Origin of the sequence: Novosphingobium sp. KA1 (assembly GCF_017309955.1) — a bacterium.
Classification (GTDB): domain Bacteria; phylum Pseudomonadota; class Alphaproteobacteria; order Sphingomonadales; family Sphingomonadaceae; genus Novosphingobium.
The window spans coordinates 2723827-2741136 of the sequence record NZ_CP021247.1 but is presented as its reverse complement, the minus strand read 5'-3'; the positions used below and the strand labels follow the sequence as shown (position 1 = coordinate 2741136).

Annotated in this window: 17 protein-coding genes and 1 other RNA gene; 9 read left to right on the top strand and 9 right to left on the bottom strand. The window is 66.3% G+C overall.

Going from position 1 to position 17310, the window contains the following annotated elements:
- The first annotated feature begins 22 nt into the window (after positions 1-22).
- Both purM and purN read left to right on the top strand, forming a co-directional pair.
- Entirely contained in the window at positions 23-1138 is a 1116-nt protein-coding gene (purM, locus tag CA833_RS13175) for a phosphoribosylformylglycinamidine cyclo-ligase (protein ID WP_142634654.1), read from the top strand.
- Complete coding sequence (gene purN, locus CA833_RS13170; protein WP_255535824.1) at positions 1131-2084, top strand: phosphoribosylglycinamide formyltransferase; 954 nt, start codon at positions 1131-1133, stop codon at positions 2082-2084. The genes purM and purN overlap by 8 nt, the downstream gene beginning before the upstream one ends.
- A 154-nt stretch (positions 2085-2238) precedes the next feature.
- Here purN and CA833_RS13165 read toward each other — a convergent pair whose 3' ends face one another.
- From CA833_RS13165 to CA833_RS13145, 5 genes are all read right to left on the bottom strand, one after another.
- Positions 2239-2493: a YdcH family protein gene (locus CA833_RS13165; protein WP_207078272.1), complete on the bottom strand. Its 255-nt coding sequence runs from the start codon at positions 2491-2493 to the stop codon at positions 2239-2241.
- 89 nt (positions 2494-2582) lie between these two features.
- Positions 2583-2828: a hypothetical protein gene (locus CA833_RS13160; RefSeq protein ID WP_207078271.1), complete on the bottom strand. Its 246-nt coding sequence runs from the start codon at positions 2826-2828 to the stop codon at positions 2583-2585.
- A 133-nt stretch (positions 2829-2961) separates the two neighbouring features.
- Positions 2962-3384, bottom strand: coding sequence for a nucleoside-diphosphate kinase (ndk, locus tag CA833_RS13155; RefSeq protein WP_142634662.1), 423 nt, complete (start codon positions 3382-3384; stop codon positions 2962-2964).
- A 122-nt stretch (positions 3385-3506) separates the two neighbouring features.
- Positions 3507-3944: a DNA polymerase III subunit chi gene (locus CA833_RS13150; protein WP_207078270.1), complete on the bottom strand. Its 438-nt coding sequence runs from the start codon at positions 3942-3944 to the stop codon at positions 3507-3509.
- A 23-nt stretch (positions 3945-3967) separates the two neighbouring features.
- Positions 3968-5428, bottom strand: coding sequence for a leucyl aminopeptidase (locus CA833_RS13145; protein ID WP_207078269.1), 1461 nt, complete (start codon positions 5426-5428; stop codon positions 3968-3970).
- Positions 5429-5523: 95 nt separating this feature from the next.
- Between CA833_RS13145 and CA833_RS13140 the strand changes: the two genes are divergently transcribed.
- The 4 genes from CA833_RS13140 to rsmA all read left to right on the top strand — a co-directional run bounded on the left by CA833_RS13140 (position 5524) and on the right by rsmA (position 11324).
- On the top strand, positions 5524-7851 hold the full coding sequence (locus CA833_RS13140) for an LPS-assembly protein LptD (protein ID WP_207078268.1): 2328 nt from the start codon (positions 5524-5526) through the stop codon (positions 7849-7851).
- A gap of 224 nt (positions 7852-8075) precedes the next feature.
- On the top strand, positions 8076-9455 hold the full coding sequence (locus CA833_RS13135; protein WP_185928588.1) for a peptidylprolyl isomerase: 1380 nt from the start codon (positions 8076-8078) through the stop codon (positions 9453-9455).
- A 7-nt stretch (positions 9456-9462) separates the two neighbouring features.
- Positions 9463-10497 carry a 4-hydroxythreonine-4-phosphate dehydrogenase PdxA gene (gene pdxA / locus CA833_RS13130; RefSeq protein ID WP_242526092.1) on the top strand — a complete coding sequence of 345 codons (1035 nt, stop codon included), beginning with the start codon at positions 9463-9465 and terminating at the stop codon, positions 10495-10497.
- A complete protein-coding gene (rsmA, locus tag CA833_RS13125) occupies positions 10494-11324 on the top strand; it encodes a 16S rRNA (adenine(1518)-N(6)/adenine(1519)-N(6))-dimethyltransferase RsmA (protein ID WP_207078267.1) in 831 nt (276 codons plus the stop codon). Before pdxA ends, rsmA begins: the two co-directional genes overlap by 4 nt.
- 55 nt (positions 11325-11379) lie before the next feature.
- Here the strand turns inward: rsmA and CA833_RS13120 are convergent, their stop codons facing one another.
- Both CA833_RS13120 and CA833_RS13115 read right to left on the bottom strand, forming a co-directional pair.
- A complete protein-coding gene (locus tag CA833_RS13120) occupies positions 11380-11886 on the bottom strand; it encodes a PilZ domain-containing protein (protein ID WP_207078266.1) in 507 nt (168 codons plus the stop codon).
- A gap of 158 nt (positions 11887-12044) precedes the next feature.
- Positions 12045-14168 carry a malate synthase G gene (locus CA833_RS13115; protein ID WP_207080095.1) on the bottom strand — a complete coding sequence of 708 codons (2124 nt, stop codon included), beginning with the start codon at positions 14166-14168 and terminating at the stop codon, positions 12045-12047.
- Positions 14169-14461: 293 nt separating this feature from the next.
- Between CA833_RS13115 and CA833_RS13110 the strand changes: the two genes are divergently transcribed.
- On the top strand, positions 14462-14731 hold the full coding sequence (locus CA833_RS13110; protein ID WP_207078265.1) for a hypothetical protein: 270 nt from the start codon (positions 14462-14464) through the stop codon (positions 14729-14731).
- A 57-nt stretch (positions 14732-14788) separates the two neighbouring features.
- On the opposite strand, the gene ssrA is transcribed toward CA833_RS13110, so the two are convergent.
- Both ssrA and mscL read right to left on the bottom strand, forming a co-directional pair.
- Positions 14789-15151, bottom strand: a transfer-messenger RNA (tmRNA) gene (gene ssrA, locus CA833_RS13105).
- Positions 15152-15203: 52 nt separating this feature from the next.
- Positions 15204-15626, bottom strand: a complete 423-nt coding sequence (gene mscL, locus CA833_RS13100) for a large conductance mechanosensitive channel protein MscL (protein WP_142634675.1) — start codon at positions 15624-15626, stop codon at positions 15204-15206.
- Between the two features lie 226 nt (positions 15627-15852).
- On the opposite strand from mscL, the gene CA833_RS13095 reads away from it, so the two are divergent.
- Positions 15853-16470 carry a LemA family protein gene (locus CA833_RS13095; protein WP_207078264.1) on the top strand — a complete coding sequence of 206 codons (618 nt, stop codon included), beginning with the start codon at positions 15853-15855 and terminating at the stop codon, positions 16468-16470.
- Between the two features lie 4 nt (positions 16471-16474).
- Positions 16475-17299 carry a YgcG family protein gene (locus CA833_RS13090; RefSeq protein WP_207078263.1) on the top strand — a complete coding sequence of 275 codons (825 nt, stop codon included), beginning with the start codon at positions 16475-16477 and terminating at the stop codon, positions 17297-17299.
- The last annotated feature ends 11 nt before the right edge of the window (positions 17300-17310 follow it).

The following is a 17310-nucleotide window of genomic DNA, read 5'->3' as shown; positions in this document are numbered from 1 at the left end:
CGGAAAGCGATAGGGGCGCGCAATGTCCGACGATAACTCCCCGAAGAGCTACTCTTACGAGCAGGCCGGCGTCTCGATCGCCGCAGGCAACGCACTGGTGAAGGCCATCGGCCCGCTGGCGAAATCCACCGCACGCCCCGGCGCCGATGCCGAACTGGGCGGGTTCGGTGGATTCTTCGACCCGCGCGCCGCCGGTTACAAGGACCCGCTGCTGGTTGCCGCGAACGACGGCGTGGGCACCAAGGTCAAGCTGGCGATCGACCATGACCGCCATGACCATATCGGCATCGACCTTGTCGCCATGTGCGTGAACGACCTTATCGTCCAGGGCGCGGAGCCCCTGTTCTTCCTCGATTATTTCGCCACCGGAAAGCTTGAGAACGGCGTCGCCGAACGTGTCGTCGCCGGTATTGCCGAAGGCTGCAAGATGTCGGGCTGCGCCCTCATCGGCGGCGAGACCGCCGAAATGCCGGGCATGTATGCCGCCGGCGACTATGACCTTGCCGGCTTCTGCGTCGGCGCCGTGGAGCGCGGCGAACAGCTGACCGGCGACAAGGTGGCCGATGGCGACATCCTGCTCGGCCTGGCCTCCTCGGGCGTGCACTCCAACGGCTATTCGCTGGTCCGCCGCCTCGCCGAGGACAAGGGCTGGAAGCTCGACCGCCCGGCGCTGTTCGATTCGGACGTGCTGCTGATCGACGCGCTGATCGCGCCCACGCGCATCTACGTGAAGAGCCTCCTGCCCTTCATCCGCTCCGGCCGCATCAACGCCCTTGCCCACATCACCGGCGGCGGCCTGCTCGAGAACATCCCGCGCGTGCTGCCCAAGGGCCTGCATGCCCGCATCGACGTCGGCGCCTGGCCGCAGCCGCGCCTGATGGCGTTCCTGCAGGCGCAGGGCAACATCGAGCCGGGCGAGATGGCCCGCACCTTCAACTGCGGCATCGGCATGGTCCTTGCGGTCTCGCCGGACGAAGTCGCCTCGCTCAAGGCCGAACTCGAAGCCGCGGGTGAAACCGTCTTCGTGATCGGCGTGATCGAGGAAGGCGACGCTCCTGATGTTCGGGGCTGCACCGTGCAGGGCAAGGCCGAGCAATGGTCCGCCCGCGAGGACTGGGAAGCCACCCACCTTGGCTGAGAAGGCCAAAGTCGCGGTTCTCATCTCGGGCAGCGGCACCAACATGGCCGCGCTGCTCTATGCCAGCCGGCTGGACGGCTGCCCGTATGAGATCGTGCTTGTCGCCAGCAACAAACCGGATGCGTCGGGCCTCGTGCTCGCCGCCTCCGAGGGCGTGGCGACTTTCGCACTCAGCCACAAGGGGCTGAGCCGCGAGGAACACGACGCGGCAATGGACGCCGCGATCCGCGAATCGGGGGCGCAATGGGTCGCCCTTGCCGGGTACATGCGCATCCTCACCGATGCGTTTGTCGGCAAGTGGGACGGCCGGATGGTCAACATCCACCCCTCCCTGCTGCCCAAATACACCGGCCTCCACACCCACCAACGCGCCATCGAGGCGGGCGACAGCCATGGCGGCGTGACCGTCCACCTCGTCATCCCCGAACTCGACGAAGGCCCGATCCTCGGCCAGCTGCCGGTCGCCATCGTGCCCGGCGACACCGCCGAGACGCTGGCCGCACGGGTGCTGATCGCGGAGCACCAGCTCTATTCGCGCTGCCTTGCCGAACTCGTCACCCGCGAGGCCTCGCCCGAGTGGCTGCTGGAGCGCGTGCGCGAACGCGCCATGGCGCTGCCCGAAGCGGACGAGATCTCCAGCCACGGCATGCCCTGCTTCGGCATCGTCAAGGGCAAGAAGTTCGCCTACTTCACCTCGAACCACCACGCAGACGGACGTACCGCGCTGCTGGTCAAGATCAGCGGGCCGGACGAGCAGGCCATGCTGATCGAGCAGGACGAGGACCGCTATTTCCGCCCCGCCTACTTCGGCGACGGCTGGATCGGCATCCGCCTCGACCTTGGCGAGAACGACTGGGATGCGATCGCCGACTGGCTCTCGCGCTCATGGCGTGCGGTGGCACCCAAGAAACTCACCGCGCTGCTGGACGTGGCGGATCAGTTCTGAGGTAGCGCCGATAACCCGGCGCGACCTCAGACCTACCCATCAACCCAATTCCCCGTCATTCCCGCAAAGGCGGGGGCGACGAAGTGTAATGGGTCAAGTGGCCGTGTGGCGACGCGCAGCTTGGCGGCCATTACCCTCCAAACCCAATCTAAACTCAGGCTCCGACCGCCCGCGCGTCGCGGATCATCCGGCCGATCTGGTCAAGCAAGGTCAGCCGCTCTTTCTTGAGGTCCTCCAGCCGCGTGTCGGAGGCGGCATCGAGTTGCTCCTCGATGCGATTGATCTTCCCGTTCACCTCGCCGTAGCGATCCGCCAGCACGGCAAAATGGCCGCGCGTGGCCTTGAGGTGGTGCAGGACCTCGATGTCCTCGGGGAATTCCTCGGCGAGATCGTGGGGCTTGTAGGTCATCGGCTCTCCTCTGTGCTCGATCGAGCTTCGATTGTAGCCCCTCACCCGCCCCGCTCCCTTGCGCGGGATCAAGCGCAAGGCGGAAAATTTCAGATCTGCGCGTAGTCCACCTGGGGCCGGCTTTCGCGAGTGCCGATATAACGCTTTTCAGGCTCGCGCGGGTCTCCGGCGATCAGCACGTGATCCGCGTGGACCTCGACCAGGGTGCCGACGAAGGGAAAGCCTTCGAGGCTGCCGTTCACGCGGTAACTGACGGTATCGCCGACCTTGAAGGTTGCGGGATCGAAATTGAATTCGAAGGGGCAGGCTTCGCCTATCTCACCCATGCCTTGCATCTTGCTCTCCTCTTGAGGGCGAAAATACCAAAGATGCCGGCACAGCCAAACCGAAATCGCGGGCTCCAGACCCCGGAAACAAAAAAGGCCGCCCGGGCGGGGCGGCCTTTCATGCGCGGAGGAAGCGTAAGCCTCAGCCGACGATTTCTTCGGGCTTGAAGAAGTAGGCGATTTCGATCGCCGCGTTCTCTTCCGAGTCCGAACCGTGGACCGAGTTGGCTTCGATCGATTCGGCGTAGGTCTTGCGGATGGTGCCTTCAGCGGCGTCGGCCGGGTTGGTGGCGCCCATCACGTCGCGGTTGCGCTTGACGGCGTCTTCGCCTTCGAGAACCTGCACGACCACCGGGCCCGAGATCATGAACGACACGAGGTCGCCGAAGAAGGGACGTTCCTTGTGGACGGCGTAGAAGCCTTCGGCCTGTTCCTGCGAGAGCTGGATGCGCTTCGAAGCGACGACGCGCAGGCCGGCTTCCTCGAGCAGCTTGGTGACGCCGCCGGTCAGGTTGCGGCGGGTCGCGTCGGGCTTGATGATCGAGAAGGTGCGGGTAACCGCCATGGTAGGTTCCTCAAAAAATGGGGCGAAAGTAAGGGTTTTGAATTGTTGCGCGCGCCCCTAGCCGGGAACGGGGCGCTTCGCAAGAATTAGGCGCCGGAAAGGTCAGGGATAGCGGCGGAGAATCATCCGGCCTGAACCCATCGGCCGCCGTCCTGCTTCCAGTAGTAGTGTTCGACGCCCTCGCGCTCGCGCAAGGCACGCCATGTATCGCGCGCGTGCTGGAGGGTGGACTGGTCGAACAGGAAAAAGGTGCGCGCGAACGGCTCCGCCCCTTCGCGCCACCGGCCGTCGGCGATCGCCATGAATTTCGCGCCATTGGCGGGCTGCGGCTCATCGGAAATGAGGATCGGCTGGTGGTCCTCCCCGTTCTCGCCCGCGAAGCCGTTGGCCAGGAAGCTTTCCGGCCCCACCGACCACAGCGCCTGGCAGATGCGCTGGCGCTGGCCGAGGTCGCCGGAAACGACGAGCAGGCGCTCGCCATTCCCCGCGACCTTTCCGGCGATCAGCGCCAGAGCGCTTTCGGCAGGATCACGACTGAGCTGATAGAAATCGACGCGCATGTCGCGACCCTGCCCTTTATCGATCAGGCTTCGAGCGTGTCGCGCACGAAGCGGTCGAGCAGGCGCACGCCGAAGCCCGAGGCGCCCTTGTCCCAGGTCGCGCCCGGCTTGTCGGTCCACACCGTACCGGCAATGTCGAGGTGCGCCCAGGGGGTGTCGTTCTCGATGAAGCGCAGCAGGAACTGCGCCGCGGTGATCGAGCCGCCGAAGCGCGGGCCGACGTTCTTCATGTCGGCGATCGGGCTCTCGATCATCTTGTCGTAGTTCGGCCCCATCGGCATGCGCCACAGGCGGTCGCCCGATGCGTTGCCGGCGGCGGTGAGCTGCGCGGCAAGGTCGTCGTTGTTCGAGAACAGCCCTGCATATTCGTGCGCGAGGCTGAGGATGATCGCGCCGGTCAGGGTGGCAAGGTCCACCACCTTGGCGGGCTTGTATTCGCGCTGCACCCAGGTCAGCGCATCGCAGAGCACCAGACGGCCCTCGGCGTCGGTGTTGATGACCTCGATGGTCTGGCCCGACATCGAGGTGACGACGTCACCGGGACGCTGGGCATTGCCGTCGGGCATGTTTTCCACAAGACCGCAGACGCCGATCACGTTGGCCTTGGCCTTGCGCAGCGCGAGCGCAAGCATGGTGCCGGCCACCGCACCGGCGCCGCCCATGTCCCACTTCATGTCTTCCATGCCGGCCGCGGGCTTGATCGAGATGCCGCCGGTATCGAACGTCACGCCCTTGCCGACGAAAGCAACGGGCGCCTCGCCGGCATTGCCGCCCAGCCATTCCATGACCAGCAGGCGCGCCGGACGCACCGAGCCCTGCGCGACGCCGAGCAGCGAACCCATGCCGAGTTCGGCCATTTCCTTGTCGTCGAGCACGCGGATCTTGAGGCCCGACCCCGCCATTTTCGCTTCGCAGCGGGCAACGAAGGTTTCCGGGTAGATCGCGTTGGCAGGCTCGGTCACCAGTTCGCGGGTGAAGGAAACGCCCTCGACGATGGCCTGCTCGACCGCCCAGGCCGCTTCGGTGCCTTCCGGCGCGCCGAGCACGGCAATATCAACGAGGCTCGGCTTGGCATCGTCGGCCAGCTTGGTGCGATAGGTATCGAGACGCCATGCACGCAGCACCGCGCCCAGCAGCGCGCCGGCCGCCTCGTCGGCCGCAAGGCCCGCGCCGGTGAGGTCCAGCGTCACGGCGGTTTCACCCGAAGTCAGGTACTTGGCGACGACGGCGGCGCCGGCACGCTCGACCGCGCCCTTGCGGTCCTTGCCCTCGCTGCCGAGCCCGACCAGCGCGACGCGCACGACATGGCCGTCACGCTCGACAAACCCCTCGAAAACCTGCCCGGCCTTGCCGCTGAAACGCGAGGCCTTGGCGCCTTCCACCAGCACCGCTTCGAGATCGGCGGGAATCGCGTCCTGATTCACGAAGCGGGCGACCAGACGCGCCGAGCCGGCGGCAGCAGCGTCAAGGAACTGGATATTCATGGGATCTCCTGAATTCTCGTGGGCAAGCGACGGACTTGTGCGCTTCGCCGCAACAGCGGATTGCAGTTAGGCACAGGCGGTGCGATAGGCAAGCCATGCTCCCGGCCGCCATGACCCAGCTGCATGTCCGCAAATTGCGCTTGCGATCGCTTCCCCTGCCCTTGCTTGTCGCAGGGATGACCACGTTTGCGCTGCCTGGCGCCGCGCTGGCACAGGACCTTTCACACCCCACCGAAAACACGCCGATTCAGGGCGCACCGCCCGCGCCGGGACCGGAAACCGCCGACAACGTGCCTGTCGCCTTCGAGGCGGACACCGTCCAGTACGACCAGAACGGCGAGACCGTCACCGCCAGCGGCAATGTCGTCATGCGCAAGGACAAGCAGTCCGTGCGCGCCGACACGGTCACCTGGAACCGCAATACCGGCCAGATCGTCGGCACCGGCAACGTGCGTGTGGTCGACCAGAACGGCAACCAGCTGTTCACCGACCGGGCCGAGCTGACCGACGAGCTCAAGACCGGGATGATGGAAAACCTGCTGCTGGTGCTGCGCGAAGGCGCCCGCCTGGCGGCCAACAAGGGCGAGCGCCTGGCCAACGGCGATGTCGTGCTGCAGCACGCGGCCTATTCCGGCTGCGCGGTGACAGACGACGAAGGCTGCCCCCGCAAGCCTACCTGGCGCGTGCTCGCCAAGTCGGTGATCTACAGCGAGGATCGCAGCGAAGTCCGCTTTTCCGACGCCCGCCTCGAGATGTTCGGCGCCATCCAGCTGCCGCTGTTCGGGCTGACGGTGAGCACCAACGGCGGCGCCGTGTCCGGCTTCCTGGTGCCCGACCTCAAGTCGAGCCCGTCGAACGGCATCGAGGTTGCCCAGTCCTATTACTGGAAGATCGCCGAGAACCGCGACCTGACCGGCACCTTCCACGTCTTCACCAAGTCCGCGCCGATGGCCTCGTTCGAGTACCGCGCGCTGACCGACCTTGGCGCCTACCAGATCACCGGCTACGCGACCTCGAGCAACCGCATCTCGCTCAGCGACAGCAACCCCGATCCCAACCGCGAACGCGCCTTCCGCGGCTACATCTTCGCCAACGGCAAGTTCCAGCTCGACCCGGCCTGGAGCGTGACCGCCTCGATCCGGCGCGCCACCGACCGCACGTTCCTGCGCCGCTACGACATCAGCCGCGACGACCGCCTGCGCTCGTCGGTGGAAGTCGAGCGGATCGATCAGGACAGCTACCTCTCGATCGCCGGCTATGCCACGCAGACGATGCGGTCCGGGCAGGATCAGGGGCAGATGCCGATCGCCATCCCGGTGATCGACTATCGCCGCCGCTTCAACGAATCGCTGCTCGGCGGCAAGTTCGAGCTTGAAGCCAACACCATGGGCATCACCCGCAAGGACGGGCAGGACACCCAGCGCGCCTTCGCCAGCGCCCAGTGGTCGCTGCGCAAGCTGACCAGCATGGGCCAGGAAGTGGTGTTCACCGGCCTCATGCGCGGCGACGTCTACCATTCGGACGACAACGACGCGACCGACACCATCATCTATCGCGGGCAGCCGGGCTGGCAGACCCGCGCCATCGCGCTGGCCGCCGTCGACGTGAAATGGCCGCTGGTCGGGCAGGTCTTCGGCGGCACCCAGGTCTTCACCCCGCGTGTCCAGCTGGTCGCCGCCCCGAAGATCCAGAACCTCTCGATCCCCAACGAGGATTCCCGCGCGCTCGAACTGGAAGACACCAACCTCTTCTCGCTCAACCGCTTCCCCGGTTACGACCGGTTCGAGGACGGCGTGCGCTTCACTTACGGGTTCGACTGGATGTTCGAGCGTCCGCGCTGGCGCATCAAGAGCACGATCGGCCAGTCGGTGCGCCTCAGCAACATGGCCACCGTCTTCCCCGACGGCACCGGCCTGACCAACAAGACCTCCGACATCGTCGGGCGGACCGAAGTGCGCTACCGCAGCTTCGTGAGCTTCATCCACCGCTACCGGCTCGACAAGGACAGCCTGACGATCCGCCGCAACGAGTTCGACATGGCGCTGGGCAACAACCAGACCTACCTTGAACTCGGCTACGTGAAGCTCAACCGCAACATCGACATCGAGACCGTCGACGGCGATTCGACAACGCTGGAAGACCTTCGCGACCGCGAGGAACTGCGCGCCGCCGGCCGTGTCGCCTTCGCGAAGTACTGGTCGATGTTCGGCTCCGCGGTCGTCAACCTGACCAACCGGAGCGAGGATCCGGTCTACGGTTCGGACGGCTTCCAGCCCTTGCGCACCCGCTTCGGCGTCGCCTACGAGGACGACTGCCTCGAGATCGGCGTGACCTGGCGGCGCAACTACGTGACCAACGGCGATGCCCAGAAGGGCGATTCCTTCATGTTGCACTTCGCGCTCAAGAACATCGGCGTCCATTGAGCCTGAAATTGTCCGCCCGGGGCGTTTTCGAACGCCCTGTTACAATTTGGTTTCCCGCCCCGCGCCCGAAACGTTGGCAGGCTCCGCCAAAGCCGCTATCGGACGCACTCAGTTTCGGTTAAGCCGCAGGCCGACATAGACCGGTCCCATGCGATCTGGTGCCTTCCGGGCATTCGATCCGGGGGGCCGGGATGGTCCGGTCGCAGACGGGATAGAGATCTACGGTGCTAGCAATCCAACGCAAAAGGTTCATCAAGCGCGCGTTCCGCAACTGCGCGATCGCCAGCGGCGCCGTCGCCTCGGCTCTCTCTCCGCTCGCCGCCTCGACGGCGGCATACGCCCAGTCCGCACAGACGCAGCAGGGCGACATCGTGATCCCCGACGACGTCAAGATCTTCGGCAACGACAACCCCAACCTGCGCCGCGCCACGGCGGTCGTGAACGGTGACATCATCACCGGCACCGACGTCGACCAGCGCCTTGCCCTCATCCTTGCCGCCAACCAGGGCAAGATCGACGAGGAAGAGAAGAAGCGCCTGCGCCTCCAGGTGCTGCGCAACCTGATCGACGAAACCCTGCAGATCCAGGAAGCCAAGGCAGCCGACGTGGCCGTCGACGACGCCGAGGTCGACAGCACGTTCGCCCGCGTCGCCTCGCAGAACTTCGGCCAGAACACGCAGGCCATGGACGCCTACCTCAAGCGCGTCGGATCCTCGTCCGATTCGCTCAAGCGCCAGATCCGCGGCGAACTGTCCTGGCAGCGCCTGCTCCAGCGCAACGTCCAGCCGTTCATCAACGTCTCCGACGATGAAGTGAACGAGATGCTGGAGCGCCTGAAGGCGGCCAAGGGCACCGAAGAGTATCGCCTCGGCGAGATCTACCTTGCCGCCACGCCCGACGCCCAGCAGCAGGTCTACCAGAACGCGCAGCAGATCGTGCAGCAGCTCAAGCAGGGCGGCAGCTTTGTCGCCTATGCCCGCCAGTACTCGCAGGCCTCGACCGCCGCGGTCGGCGGCGACCTGGGCTGGATCCGCCTGGCCCAGCTGCCCGCCGAACTCGCCACCGCCGCGCGCGACATGGCCCCCGGCCAGCTGGTCGGCCCGATCGAGGTGCCCGGCGGTTTCGACATCATCTACCTGATCGACAAGCGCCAGGTCCTCACCGCCGACCCGCGCGATTCCGTGCTGGCGCTCAAGCAGATCTCGCTGAACTTCCCCAAGGGCATCTCCGAGGCCGACGCCAACAAGCGCGCCGAGGCCTTTGCCAAGACCATCGGCACCGCCAAGGGCTGCGGCGACGTCGACAAGGTCGCCACCGGCATCGGCGCGCAGGTCGTCGCCAACGACCAGGTCAAGGCCCGCGACCTGCCGGGACCGATCCAGTCGGCCATCCTCAACCTCTCGCCGGGCGAAACGCTGCCGCCGTTCGGTTCGCTGACCGACGGCGTGCGCATCCTGATGCTCTGCGGCCGCGACGATCCCCAGGCCGATTCCGGCCCGAGCTTCGAGCAGCTGCAGAACCAGATGGAAGACGACCGCGTGAACAAGCGCGCGCAGATGTACCTGCGCGACCTTCGCCGCGACGCGATCATCGAATACAACTGATCCTCTCGTGAGCGGCTCCAAGGTCATCGCTGCGGCGCCGCTCGCCGTTTCGCTGGGCGATCCCGCCGGGATCGCCCCCGAACTGATTGCCGAAGCCTGGCGCTGGCGCGGCGATGCCGGCCTGGCCCCGTTCCTGGTCGTTGGCGGCGGCGCCGTGCTTGCCGCCGCGGCCCGCACGCGCGGCTTCGATCTTCCCGTGATCCGCATCGCCGATCCGTCCGAAGCGGCCGAAGCCTTTGCCAGCGGCTTGCCGGTTCTTGGCGATGAGGATGCCGCCCCCGCCTTCGGAACGCCGACCCCGGACGGCGCCCGGCTCGCGCTGCATTCGCTGACGCAGGCCACCGCACTGGCGGTATCCGGCGCCGCCGGCGCCATCGTCACCGGCCCGATCGCCAAGTCCAGACTCGCCGAAATCGGCTTTGCCCAGCCCGGCCAGACCGAGTTCTGCGCCGATGCCTGCGGCGTCGCCCATGACGATGCCGTGATGATGCTGGCCGGACCGAACCTGCGCACCGTGCCGCTGACCGTCCATGTCGCACTGACCCAGGTGCCGGGGCTGATCACCCGCGACCTGATCGAACGCAAGGCGCGCATCGTGGCCCGCGCGCTGGCCCGCGATTTCGGCCTTGCGGCTGCCCGCATCGCGGTGACCGGGCTCAACCCCCATGCCGGGGAAGATGGCCGCATGGGCCGCGAGGAGATCGACACGATCATCCCCGCCATCGCCGCTCTCGCCGCAGAAGGGCTTGCGGTCACCGGCCCCCACCCCGCCGACGCGCTGTTCGCCGCACATGAACGCGACAAATTCGACGTGGCGCTGTGCATGTATCACGATCAGGCGCTGATCCCGATCAAGACGCTCGACTTCGACGCCGGCGTCAACGTCACGCTCGGCCTGCCGATCGTGCGCACTTCACCCGATCATGGCACTGCCTTCGGCATCGCCGGGAAGAACCTGGCCAGCCCCGGCGCCATGATCTCCGCGCTGCGCATGGCCGGCGAATGCGCCGCCCGCCGCGCCACCACAGGACAGACCGCATGACCACCCTGCCCCCCTTGCGCGAAGTGATCGCGCGGCACGGGCTTTCCGCCAGCAAGGCGCTCGGCCAGAACTTCCTGTTCGACGAACAGCTGCTCGACCGCATCGCCGCGATCCCCGGCAGCCTCGAAGGCGCCAGGGTGCTGGAAGTCGGCCCCGGTCCCGGCGGCCTCACCCGCGCGCTGCTGCGGGCCGGCGCCGAAGTCACCGCCATCGAGATGGATCGCCGCTGCCTGCCCGCGCTGGCCGAACTCGAGGCCGCGTTCCCGGGCAAGCTCAAGGTCATCGAGGGCGACGCGATGAAGATCGACCCGGCGACGCTGTTCGACGGGCCCTACCACATTGCCTCCAACCTGCCCTACAACGTCGGCACCGCGCTGTTCACCGGCTGGCTATCGGGCGAGGCATGGCCGCCGCAGTGGTCGTCGCTGACGCTGATGTTCCAGGAGGAAGTCGCCCGCCGCATCGTCGCCGAGCCGAACACGTCGGCTTATGGCCGCCTCGCGGTGCTGGCGCAGTGGCGCTCGAAAGCGAAGCTGGCGCTGAAAGTCCACCGCAGCGCCTTCACCCCGCCGCCCAAGGTCATGTCCGCCATTGTCCACGTCGTGCCCGGCGAAGCACCGGCAGGGGTTTCCATGCGGGTGCTGGAACGCCTGACCGAGGCCGCGTTCGGCCAGCGCCGCAAGATGCTGCGCCAGAGCGTCAAGGGCATGTCCGGCGCGATCGAGGCGCTAGAACGCCTCGGCATCGATGCGCAGCGCCGCGCCGAAACGCTGACGGTGGACGAATTCGTGCAAGTGGCGCGCGAACTGACTGCACCGAAAGACTGAACGGCCCGACGCGCGCTGGCGCGGCGCCGGTCCGGCTTCCCCCGGATGCACGGGGTCAGTGCGAAAGGTCGCTGCCGCCCTCCAGCGCGATGCGCGCCGTCTGCAGGGGCTCTCCCGCCAGGTTCACCAGCTGCACGATGGCGACAATCCCCAGCAGCAGCAGTGCAACAATGAACGCGGCCTGCATCATGCGGGCCGGCAGCGGTCCATCCGAAGCCAGGGCCACGGCCAGCGGGTGACGCTGGCCTGCCCCCGGCTCGGCAAGCCGGGTGATGGTGATCGGCGCCCGGCTGCTTTCCAGAAGCGCCATCACGTCGATCGCCTCTTCCAGCACGATGTCGCAGTGCTGATCGGTGCGACAGCGGACCCATCCGGCCAGATCCTGCCCACCGATCTCGATTTCCACGATTTCCCCGGGCCTAAGCGCCACCGGCATCGCCAGTTGCAACCCCCGCTCGCTGGCATCGACAATCGTGACCTCGCTGTCGACCCCGGCCGAGTGCAGCCTTGCCTGCACTGTCGCCCGAACGCGATCCTCAGCGAAGATGCGCTGCTCTTTCATGGATCCGGCCTCCCACAGCCCCCTTGGCCGTCAGAATAACAGAACGCATGCCACAGGTAAGTTAAAGAACGTGCAATGCTACCAAAGATGGACAGGTCTGTCGGACAAATCGAATGACGGGGCCCGCGCGAACGCGAGGCCCGTCATCGCCGCAGGCGTCAGGCGTCTGCCAGAACCGGAGCCGCCGCCTTCTTGCGCAGGCGCCAGGCATGCAGCAGCGGTTCGGTGTAGCCATTGGGCTGCCCGGCGCCCTTGAACACGAGGTCGCAGGCCGCGCGGAATGCGAAGGACCTGTCCCAGTTGCCCGCCATCGGCTCGTAGAGCGGATCGGCCGCGTTCTGCGCATCGACCCGCGCCGCCATGCGCTGCAGCGAGTCCATGACCTGCGCCTCGCTGCAGACGCCGTGCAGCAGCCAGTTGGCCATGTGCTGACTGGAAATGCGCAGCGTCGCCCGGTCCTCCATCAGTCCGACATCGTTGATGTCGGGAACCTTGGAGCAGCCAACCCCCTGGTCGATCCAGCGCACGACGTAACCCAGCAGGCCTTGTGCATTGTTGTCGAGTTCCTCGCGGACCTCCTCGGCCGACCAGTTGGCGCCATCGGCCAGCGGAACCTGCAACAGGAGGTCGAGGCCGGGCACGTCCTCGACCGCGATCTCGCCGCGCAGGCCGAACACGTCGACTTCGTGATAGTGCATCGCATGCAGCGTCGCCGCCGTGGGCGACGGCACCCAGGCGGTATTGGCGCCGGTCCTGGGGTGGCCGATCTTCTGGGCAAGCATGTCGCGCATCATGTCGGGCGCGGCCCACATGCCCTTGCCGATCTGCGCGACGCCGGACAGCCCGTGCGCAAGGCCGATGGCGACGTTGCGCTTCTCGTAGGCGGCGATCCAGGCCGAGCCCTTGATGGCGTTCTTGCGCATCATCGGCCCGGCCCGCATCGAGGTGTGGATCTCGTCGCCGGTACGGTCGAGGAAACCGGTGTTGATGAAGACGATGCGATCCTTCACCGCGTGAATGCAGGCGGCAAGATTGGCCGAAGTGCGCCGTTCCTCGTCCATGACGCCGACCTTGATGGTGTGGCGCTCCAGCCCCAGCAGATCCTCGACCGCATCGAACAGGTCATTGGTGAAGGCGCACTCCTGCGGCCCGTGCATCTTCGGCTTGACGATGTAGATCGAACCCTCGCGGCTGTTGCCGTAGCGGGTGAGCCCCATGACATCCTGCTTGCCGATGGCGCTGGTGAGGACGGCATCCATGACGCCTTCGGGAATCTCGCCGCCGTCGGGCAGGAGGATCGCCGGATTGGTCATCAAATGGCCGACATTGCGGACAAACAGCAGCGAGCGGCCCGGCAGTTGCACCGTCTTGCCGCCGCTAACGGTGACGGGCTTGTCGCCCGCCAGTTCACGGGTCAGCACGCGGCCGCCCTTCTCGAAGGTCTCGGTCAGATCGCCGCGGATCAGCCCCAGCCAGTTGGCATAGGCGATGAGCTTGTCCCCGGCATCGACCGCCGCGACCGAATCCTCGAGGTCGACGATCGTCGTCAATGCCGCTTCCAGCACGATGTCGGCAATGCCCGCCCGGTCGGCGCTGCCGACCGGGCTCGCGGGATCGACAACGATCTCGATGCCGAGGCCGTTCGAACGATAGAGCCTGCCGCGGTCGGTCTCACCGACGTAGCAGGCCGGGTCGATCGCGGCCGCATCGATCGAGGCGACATCCGCCCACGAGCCTTCCGCCAGCGGCAGCGCCTTGTCGAGGAACGCACGGCCCGCCGCGATCACCGCCGCGCCGCGAACCGCGTCATATCCCTTGCCCTGGGCCGGCGCCGCGTCGAGCGCATCGGTGCCGTAGAAGGCATCGTAGAGGCTGCCCCAGCGCGCATTGGCGGCATTGAGCAGGAACCGCGCATTGAGCACCGGGACAACGAGTTGCGGGCCCGCCATCGTCGCGATCTCGGCATCGACGCCCCTGGTGCCGACGACGAAGGGCACAGGTTCGGGAACAAGATAGCCGATCTCGCGCAGGAAAGCCTGGTAGGCATCCTGCTCGATCGGCCTCCCCGCATGGGCGAGATGCCATGCATCGATCTGCGCCTGAAGGTCGTCGCGCCGGGCCAGCAGGGCGCGGTTCCGGGGGGCAAACTCGGCCACGAGGCGCGCGAAGCCGCTCCAGAAGGCAGCGGCGTCCAGCCCGACGGGGGGCAGAACCTGCTCTTCGACGAAGCGCGCCAGGGCGGCATCGATCCGGAGGCCCGAACGTTCCAGCATGTCAGTCATCATTCCTCGCAGTCCATGCGCGGCGCAAGTCAACGCGCGGCGCATCCGTGTTGGTCGCCAAGACTGTCCCGGGGAGGAATCGGAAGTCCGTATGCCCGATCCGCGCGTCATTGGCAACAGCCGCCTTGGCCCTGTCCCAGCACGGCGCGCGGCGTCGGCAGCTCTTACAATGGCGTCGGAAAGGCTTACATTGCAGGAACTCGTCAACCATCGAGTCCACCAGGAACCCATGACTGGCATGGGCGTTGCATCAATCGTGCTGAGTGTTGGGGCGGAGTTCGAAGAAGGAAGCCATGCTTCGCAAGATTGCCCGATTGTTCGTCATCAAGACGAACTGGGAAGCCTACATGATCATCTACGCGCTCGCGCTGGGCGCGGTGGAACGCGGCAGCGTTTACCTGTCGCGGTTTCCGGGATTCGGCGGCAAGTTGCTGTTCCTCGCCTGCACCGGCGCGGTGTTCATGGCGGGCGCCAAGATCCTCGATGCGATCAAGTACGAGAAGGCCCAAAGGCTGGCCGCCGACCCCGCACCGGAACCCGAAAAACCGGGCAAGGCCGCCTGATCGGCGATCGTTCGGGGGTAGGTAGGGCGATTCTGTTGCAAGGCTCGCCCCCAGCCCCTGGTATCCCTTCTGTTGCCCGGTGGGTCCAACCGCGCTTTAGCTTTGTAACTTCAGACCGTTAGGTCCTAGAATTACGCGGCGAGAGCGAGTGCTTCGTTGTCGTTGGCACTTGTGAGTTTTGAGCCTTGAACGGGTTACTCAGCCCGAATGAAAACACCGCTTTTCAACACACGTCGATCCTAGTTCGGCCCCGTCATCACCCCTGCGACAACAGGGTTGCCCCAATGAAGGGACGGGTGATGGTGGAGCCGCCGGGTACCGCCCCCGGGTCCGCTGTGCCTATTGAACGGCGCAGTTTATCATCATATCCGGCAAGCCGGCACCGACCCATATAGGGCGTGCGCCGCAAAAGAAAAGGGGGAGAGCCTGCGCCCTCCCCCTGCTTTTTTTTTGACGGGTTTCCCCGAAAACTTCACTTCTTCAGGGCGTCGCGGATTTCCGCCAGCAGTTCCACTTCGGTGGGACCGGCCGGCGCTGCCGGGGCTTCCTTCTTGGGCAGCAGGCGATTGGCCTGGCGCACGATGAGGAAGATCACGAAGGCCAGGATCAGGAAGTTGATGACGGCGGTGATGAAGGCGCCGTAACCGAACATGGCAACGCCCGCGGCCTTGAGCGCCGCGTAAGTCATCGGCCCGGTGTAGCCCGCCGGAATCGTGCCCAGCACCACGAACTTGTTGCTGAAGTCGATGCCGCCGGTGATGAGGCCGATGAACGGCATGATCACGTCGTCGGTCAGCGAGGCGACGATCTTGCCGAAAGCCGCGCCGATGATCACACCGACGGCGAGGTCGAGCACGTTGCCACGCGCGATGAAAGTCTTGAATTCCTGAAGCATTGTCCGCTTGTCCCTTGGTCGTTTTTCCGGCCGGTGCGCCGGTTGCCGCGTCGCGTGGCTGCGGTGTTGCCACATTGGCCCTTTCGTAACAATCGGTTGCGGCGCAATGTTCCATGCAGGGACTGTCCTTGAACCGGCACCGTGCACTGCTATCTATGCGGGCAGGACAGGACGAGGCCGCTTTCGGCCCGCCCGGACTTCGTGTCCATCAGGAGGTTTGCCCCGCATGACCCTTTCCCCCGCTGCGCGCCCCGGCCGCAACGCCGCCCGCAACGCCCTCATCTTCGGCGCGGCGCTCTCGCTGGCCGGCTGCGGCTTCAACTCGGTGCCCACCAAGCAGGAAGCCGCCAAGGCCAAGTGGGCCGACGTGCAGGCCGCCTTCCAGGAACGCGCCAACCTCGTGCCCAACCTTGCCGCCGTGGCCAAGGGCGCGGCAACGCAGGAGAAGGACATCCTCACCGGCGTGGTGGAGGCGCGCGCCAAGGCCACCTCGATCCAGCTGACCGCGAACGATCTCAATGATCCGGCCAAGATGCAGCAGTTCCAGGCCGCGCAGGGCCAGCTCGGCCAGAGCCTCTCGCGCCTGCTGGTCAGCGTCGAGCAGTATCCCGAGCTCAAGTCGATCGTGAACTACCAGATGCTCCAGACCCAGCTCGAGGGTCAGGAAAACCGCATCCGCATCTCGGTGCGCGACTACAATTCCGCCGTGCAGGACTACAACACCGAAGTCCGCACGTTCCCGACGATGATCGGCGCCAAGCTGCGCGGCGCGGACCCGCTGGTGCCCTACCAGGCGACGACGCCGGGCGCGGAAGTGGCGCCCAGCCTCGAAGGCAAGATGTAATCCGGTGAAACTTCTTCGCGCCGTTGTTGCGGCCGTCCTTCTGGCGTTCGGCACGCTGCTTGCCCAGCAGGCAGCGGCCGAGCCCACCTTCCCCAAGCTGACCGGGCAGGTCGTCGACGATGCCGACCTGCTCAATCCGCAACAGGAAGCGCAGCTGACCCAGAAGCTGGCGGCGCTGGAGAAGAACTCCGGCCGCCAGCTGGTGGTCGTCACCCTGCCCAGCCTGCAGGGCTACGATATCTCCGACTACGGCTACCAGCTCGGCCGCGCCTGGGGGATCGGCGAGAAGGACAAGAACACCGGCGCCCTGCTGATCGTCGCGCCCAACGAACGCAAGGTGCGGATCGAGGCCGGCTACGGCCTGGAACCGATCATCACCGACGGCCTCTCGTTCCTCATCATCAACAACCAGATCCTGCCCCGCTTCAAGGCGGACGACTATCCCGGCGGCATCGAGGCCGGCGCCGACGCGCTGATCCAGCAGCTCACCCTGCCCCCCGATCAGGCGCGCAAGGTGGCGGCGGACGCGGACAAGGCGCGCAAGCCGCAGAAGGGCGGCTTCCCGATCGGCACCGTGATCTTCATCCTCATCATCGTGTTTTTCGTGGTCATGCCGATGGTCAACGAGGCGCGCGGCGGCGGACGGCGGCGCAGCGGGCTTGGCGGGCCGATCATCTGGATGCCCGGCCCCTTCGGCCACGATGACGACGACGACCGCTGGGGTGGCGGCGGCTTCGGCGGAGGCGGAGGCGGCGGCTTCGGCGGCGGTGGCGGTTTCTCGGGCGGCGGCGGCAGCTTCGGCGGCGGCGGCGCGAGCGGCAGCTGGTAGAGGAGAGAGAC

Coding starts and splice junctions, on each gene's coding strand:
- CA833_RS13095 (WP_207078264.1), top strand. CDS start 15,853: ATGACCCTTTCCCCCGCTGCGCGCCCCGGCCGCAACGCCGCCCGCAAC.
- CA833_RS13150 (WP_207078270.1), bottom strand. CDS start 3,944: ATGCGCGTCGATTTCTATCAGCTCAGTCGTGATCCTGCCGAAAGCGCT.
- ndk (WP_142634662.1), bottom strand. CDS start 3,384: ATGGCGGTTACCCGCACCTTCTCGATCATCAAGCCCGACGCGACCCGC.
- CA833_RS13120 (WP_207078266.1), bottom strand. CDS start 11,886: ATGAAAGAGCAGCGCATCTTCGCTGAGGATCGCGTTCGGGCGACAGTG.
- CA833_RS13110 (WP_207078265.1), top strand. CDS start 14,462: ATGCTTCGCAAGATTGCCCGATTGTTCGTCATCAAGACGAACTGGGAA.
- CA833_RS13140 (WP_207078268.1), top strand. CDS start 5,524: ATGCTCCCGGCCGCCATGACCCAGCTGCATGTCCGCAAATTGCGCTTG.
- CA833_RS13145 (WP_207078269.1), bottom strand. CDS start 5,428: ATGAATATCCAGTTCCTTGACGCTGCTGCCGCCGGCTCGGCGCGTCTG.
- CA833_RS13160 (WP_207078271.1), bottom strand. CDS start 2,828: ATGCAAGGCATGGGTGAGATAGGCGAAGCCTGCCCCTTCGAATTCAAT.
- CA833_RS13115 (WP_207080095.1), bottom strand. CDS start 14,168: ATGACTGACATGCTGGAACGTTCGGGCCTCCGGATCGATGCCGCCCTG.
- purM (WP_142634654.1), top strand. CDS start 23: ATGTCCGACGATAACTCCCCGAAGAGCTACTCTTACGAGCAGGCCGGC.
- mscL (WP_142634675.1), bottom strand. CDS start 15,626: ATGCTTCAGGAATTCAAGACTTTCATCGCGCGTGGCAACGTGCTCGAC.
- rsmA (WP_207078267.1), top strand. CDS start 10,494: ATGACCACCCTGCCCCCCTTGCGCGAAGTGATCGCGCGGCACGGGCTT.
- CA833_RS13165 (WP_207078272.1), bottom strand. CDS start 2,493: ATGACCTACAAGCCCCACGATCTCGCCGAGGAATTCCCCGAGGACATC.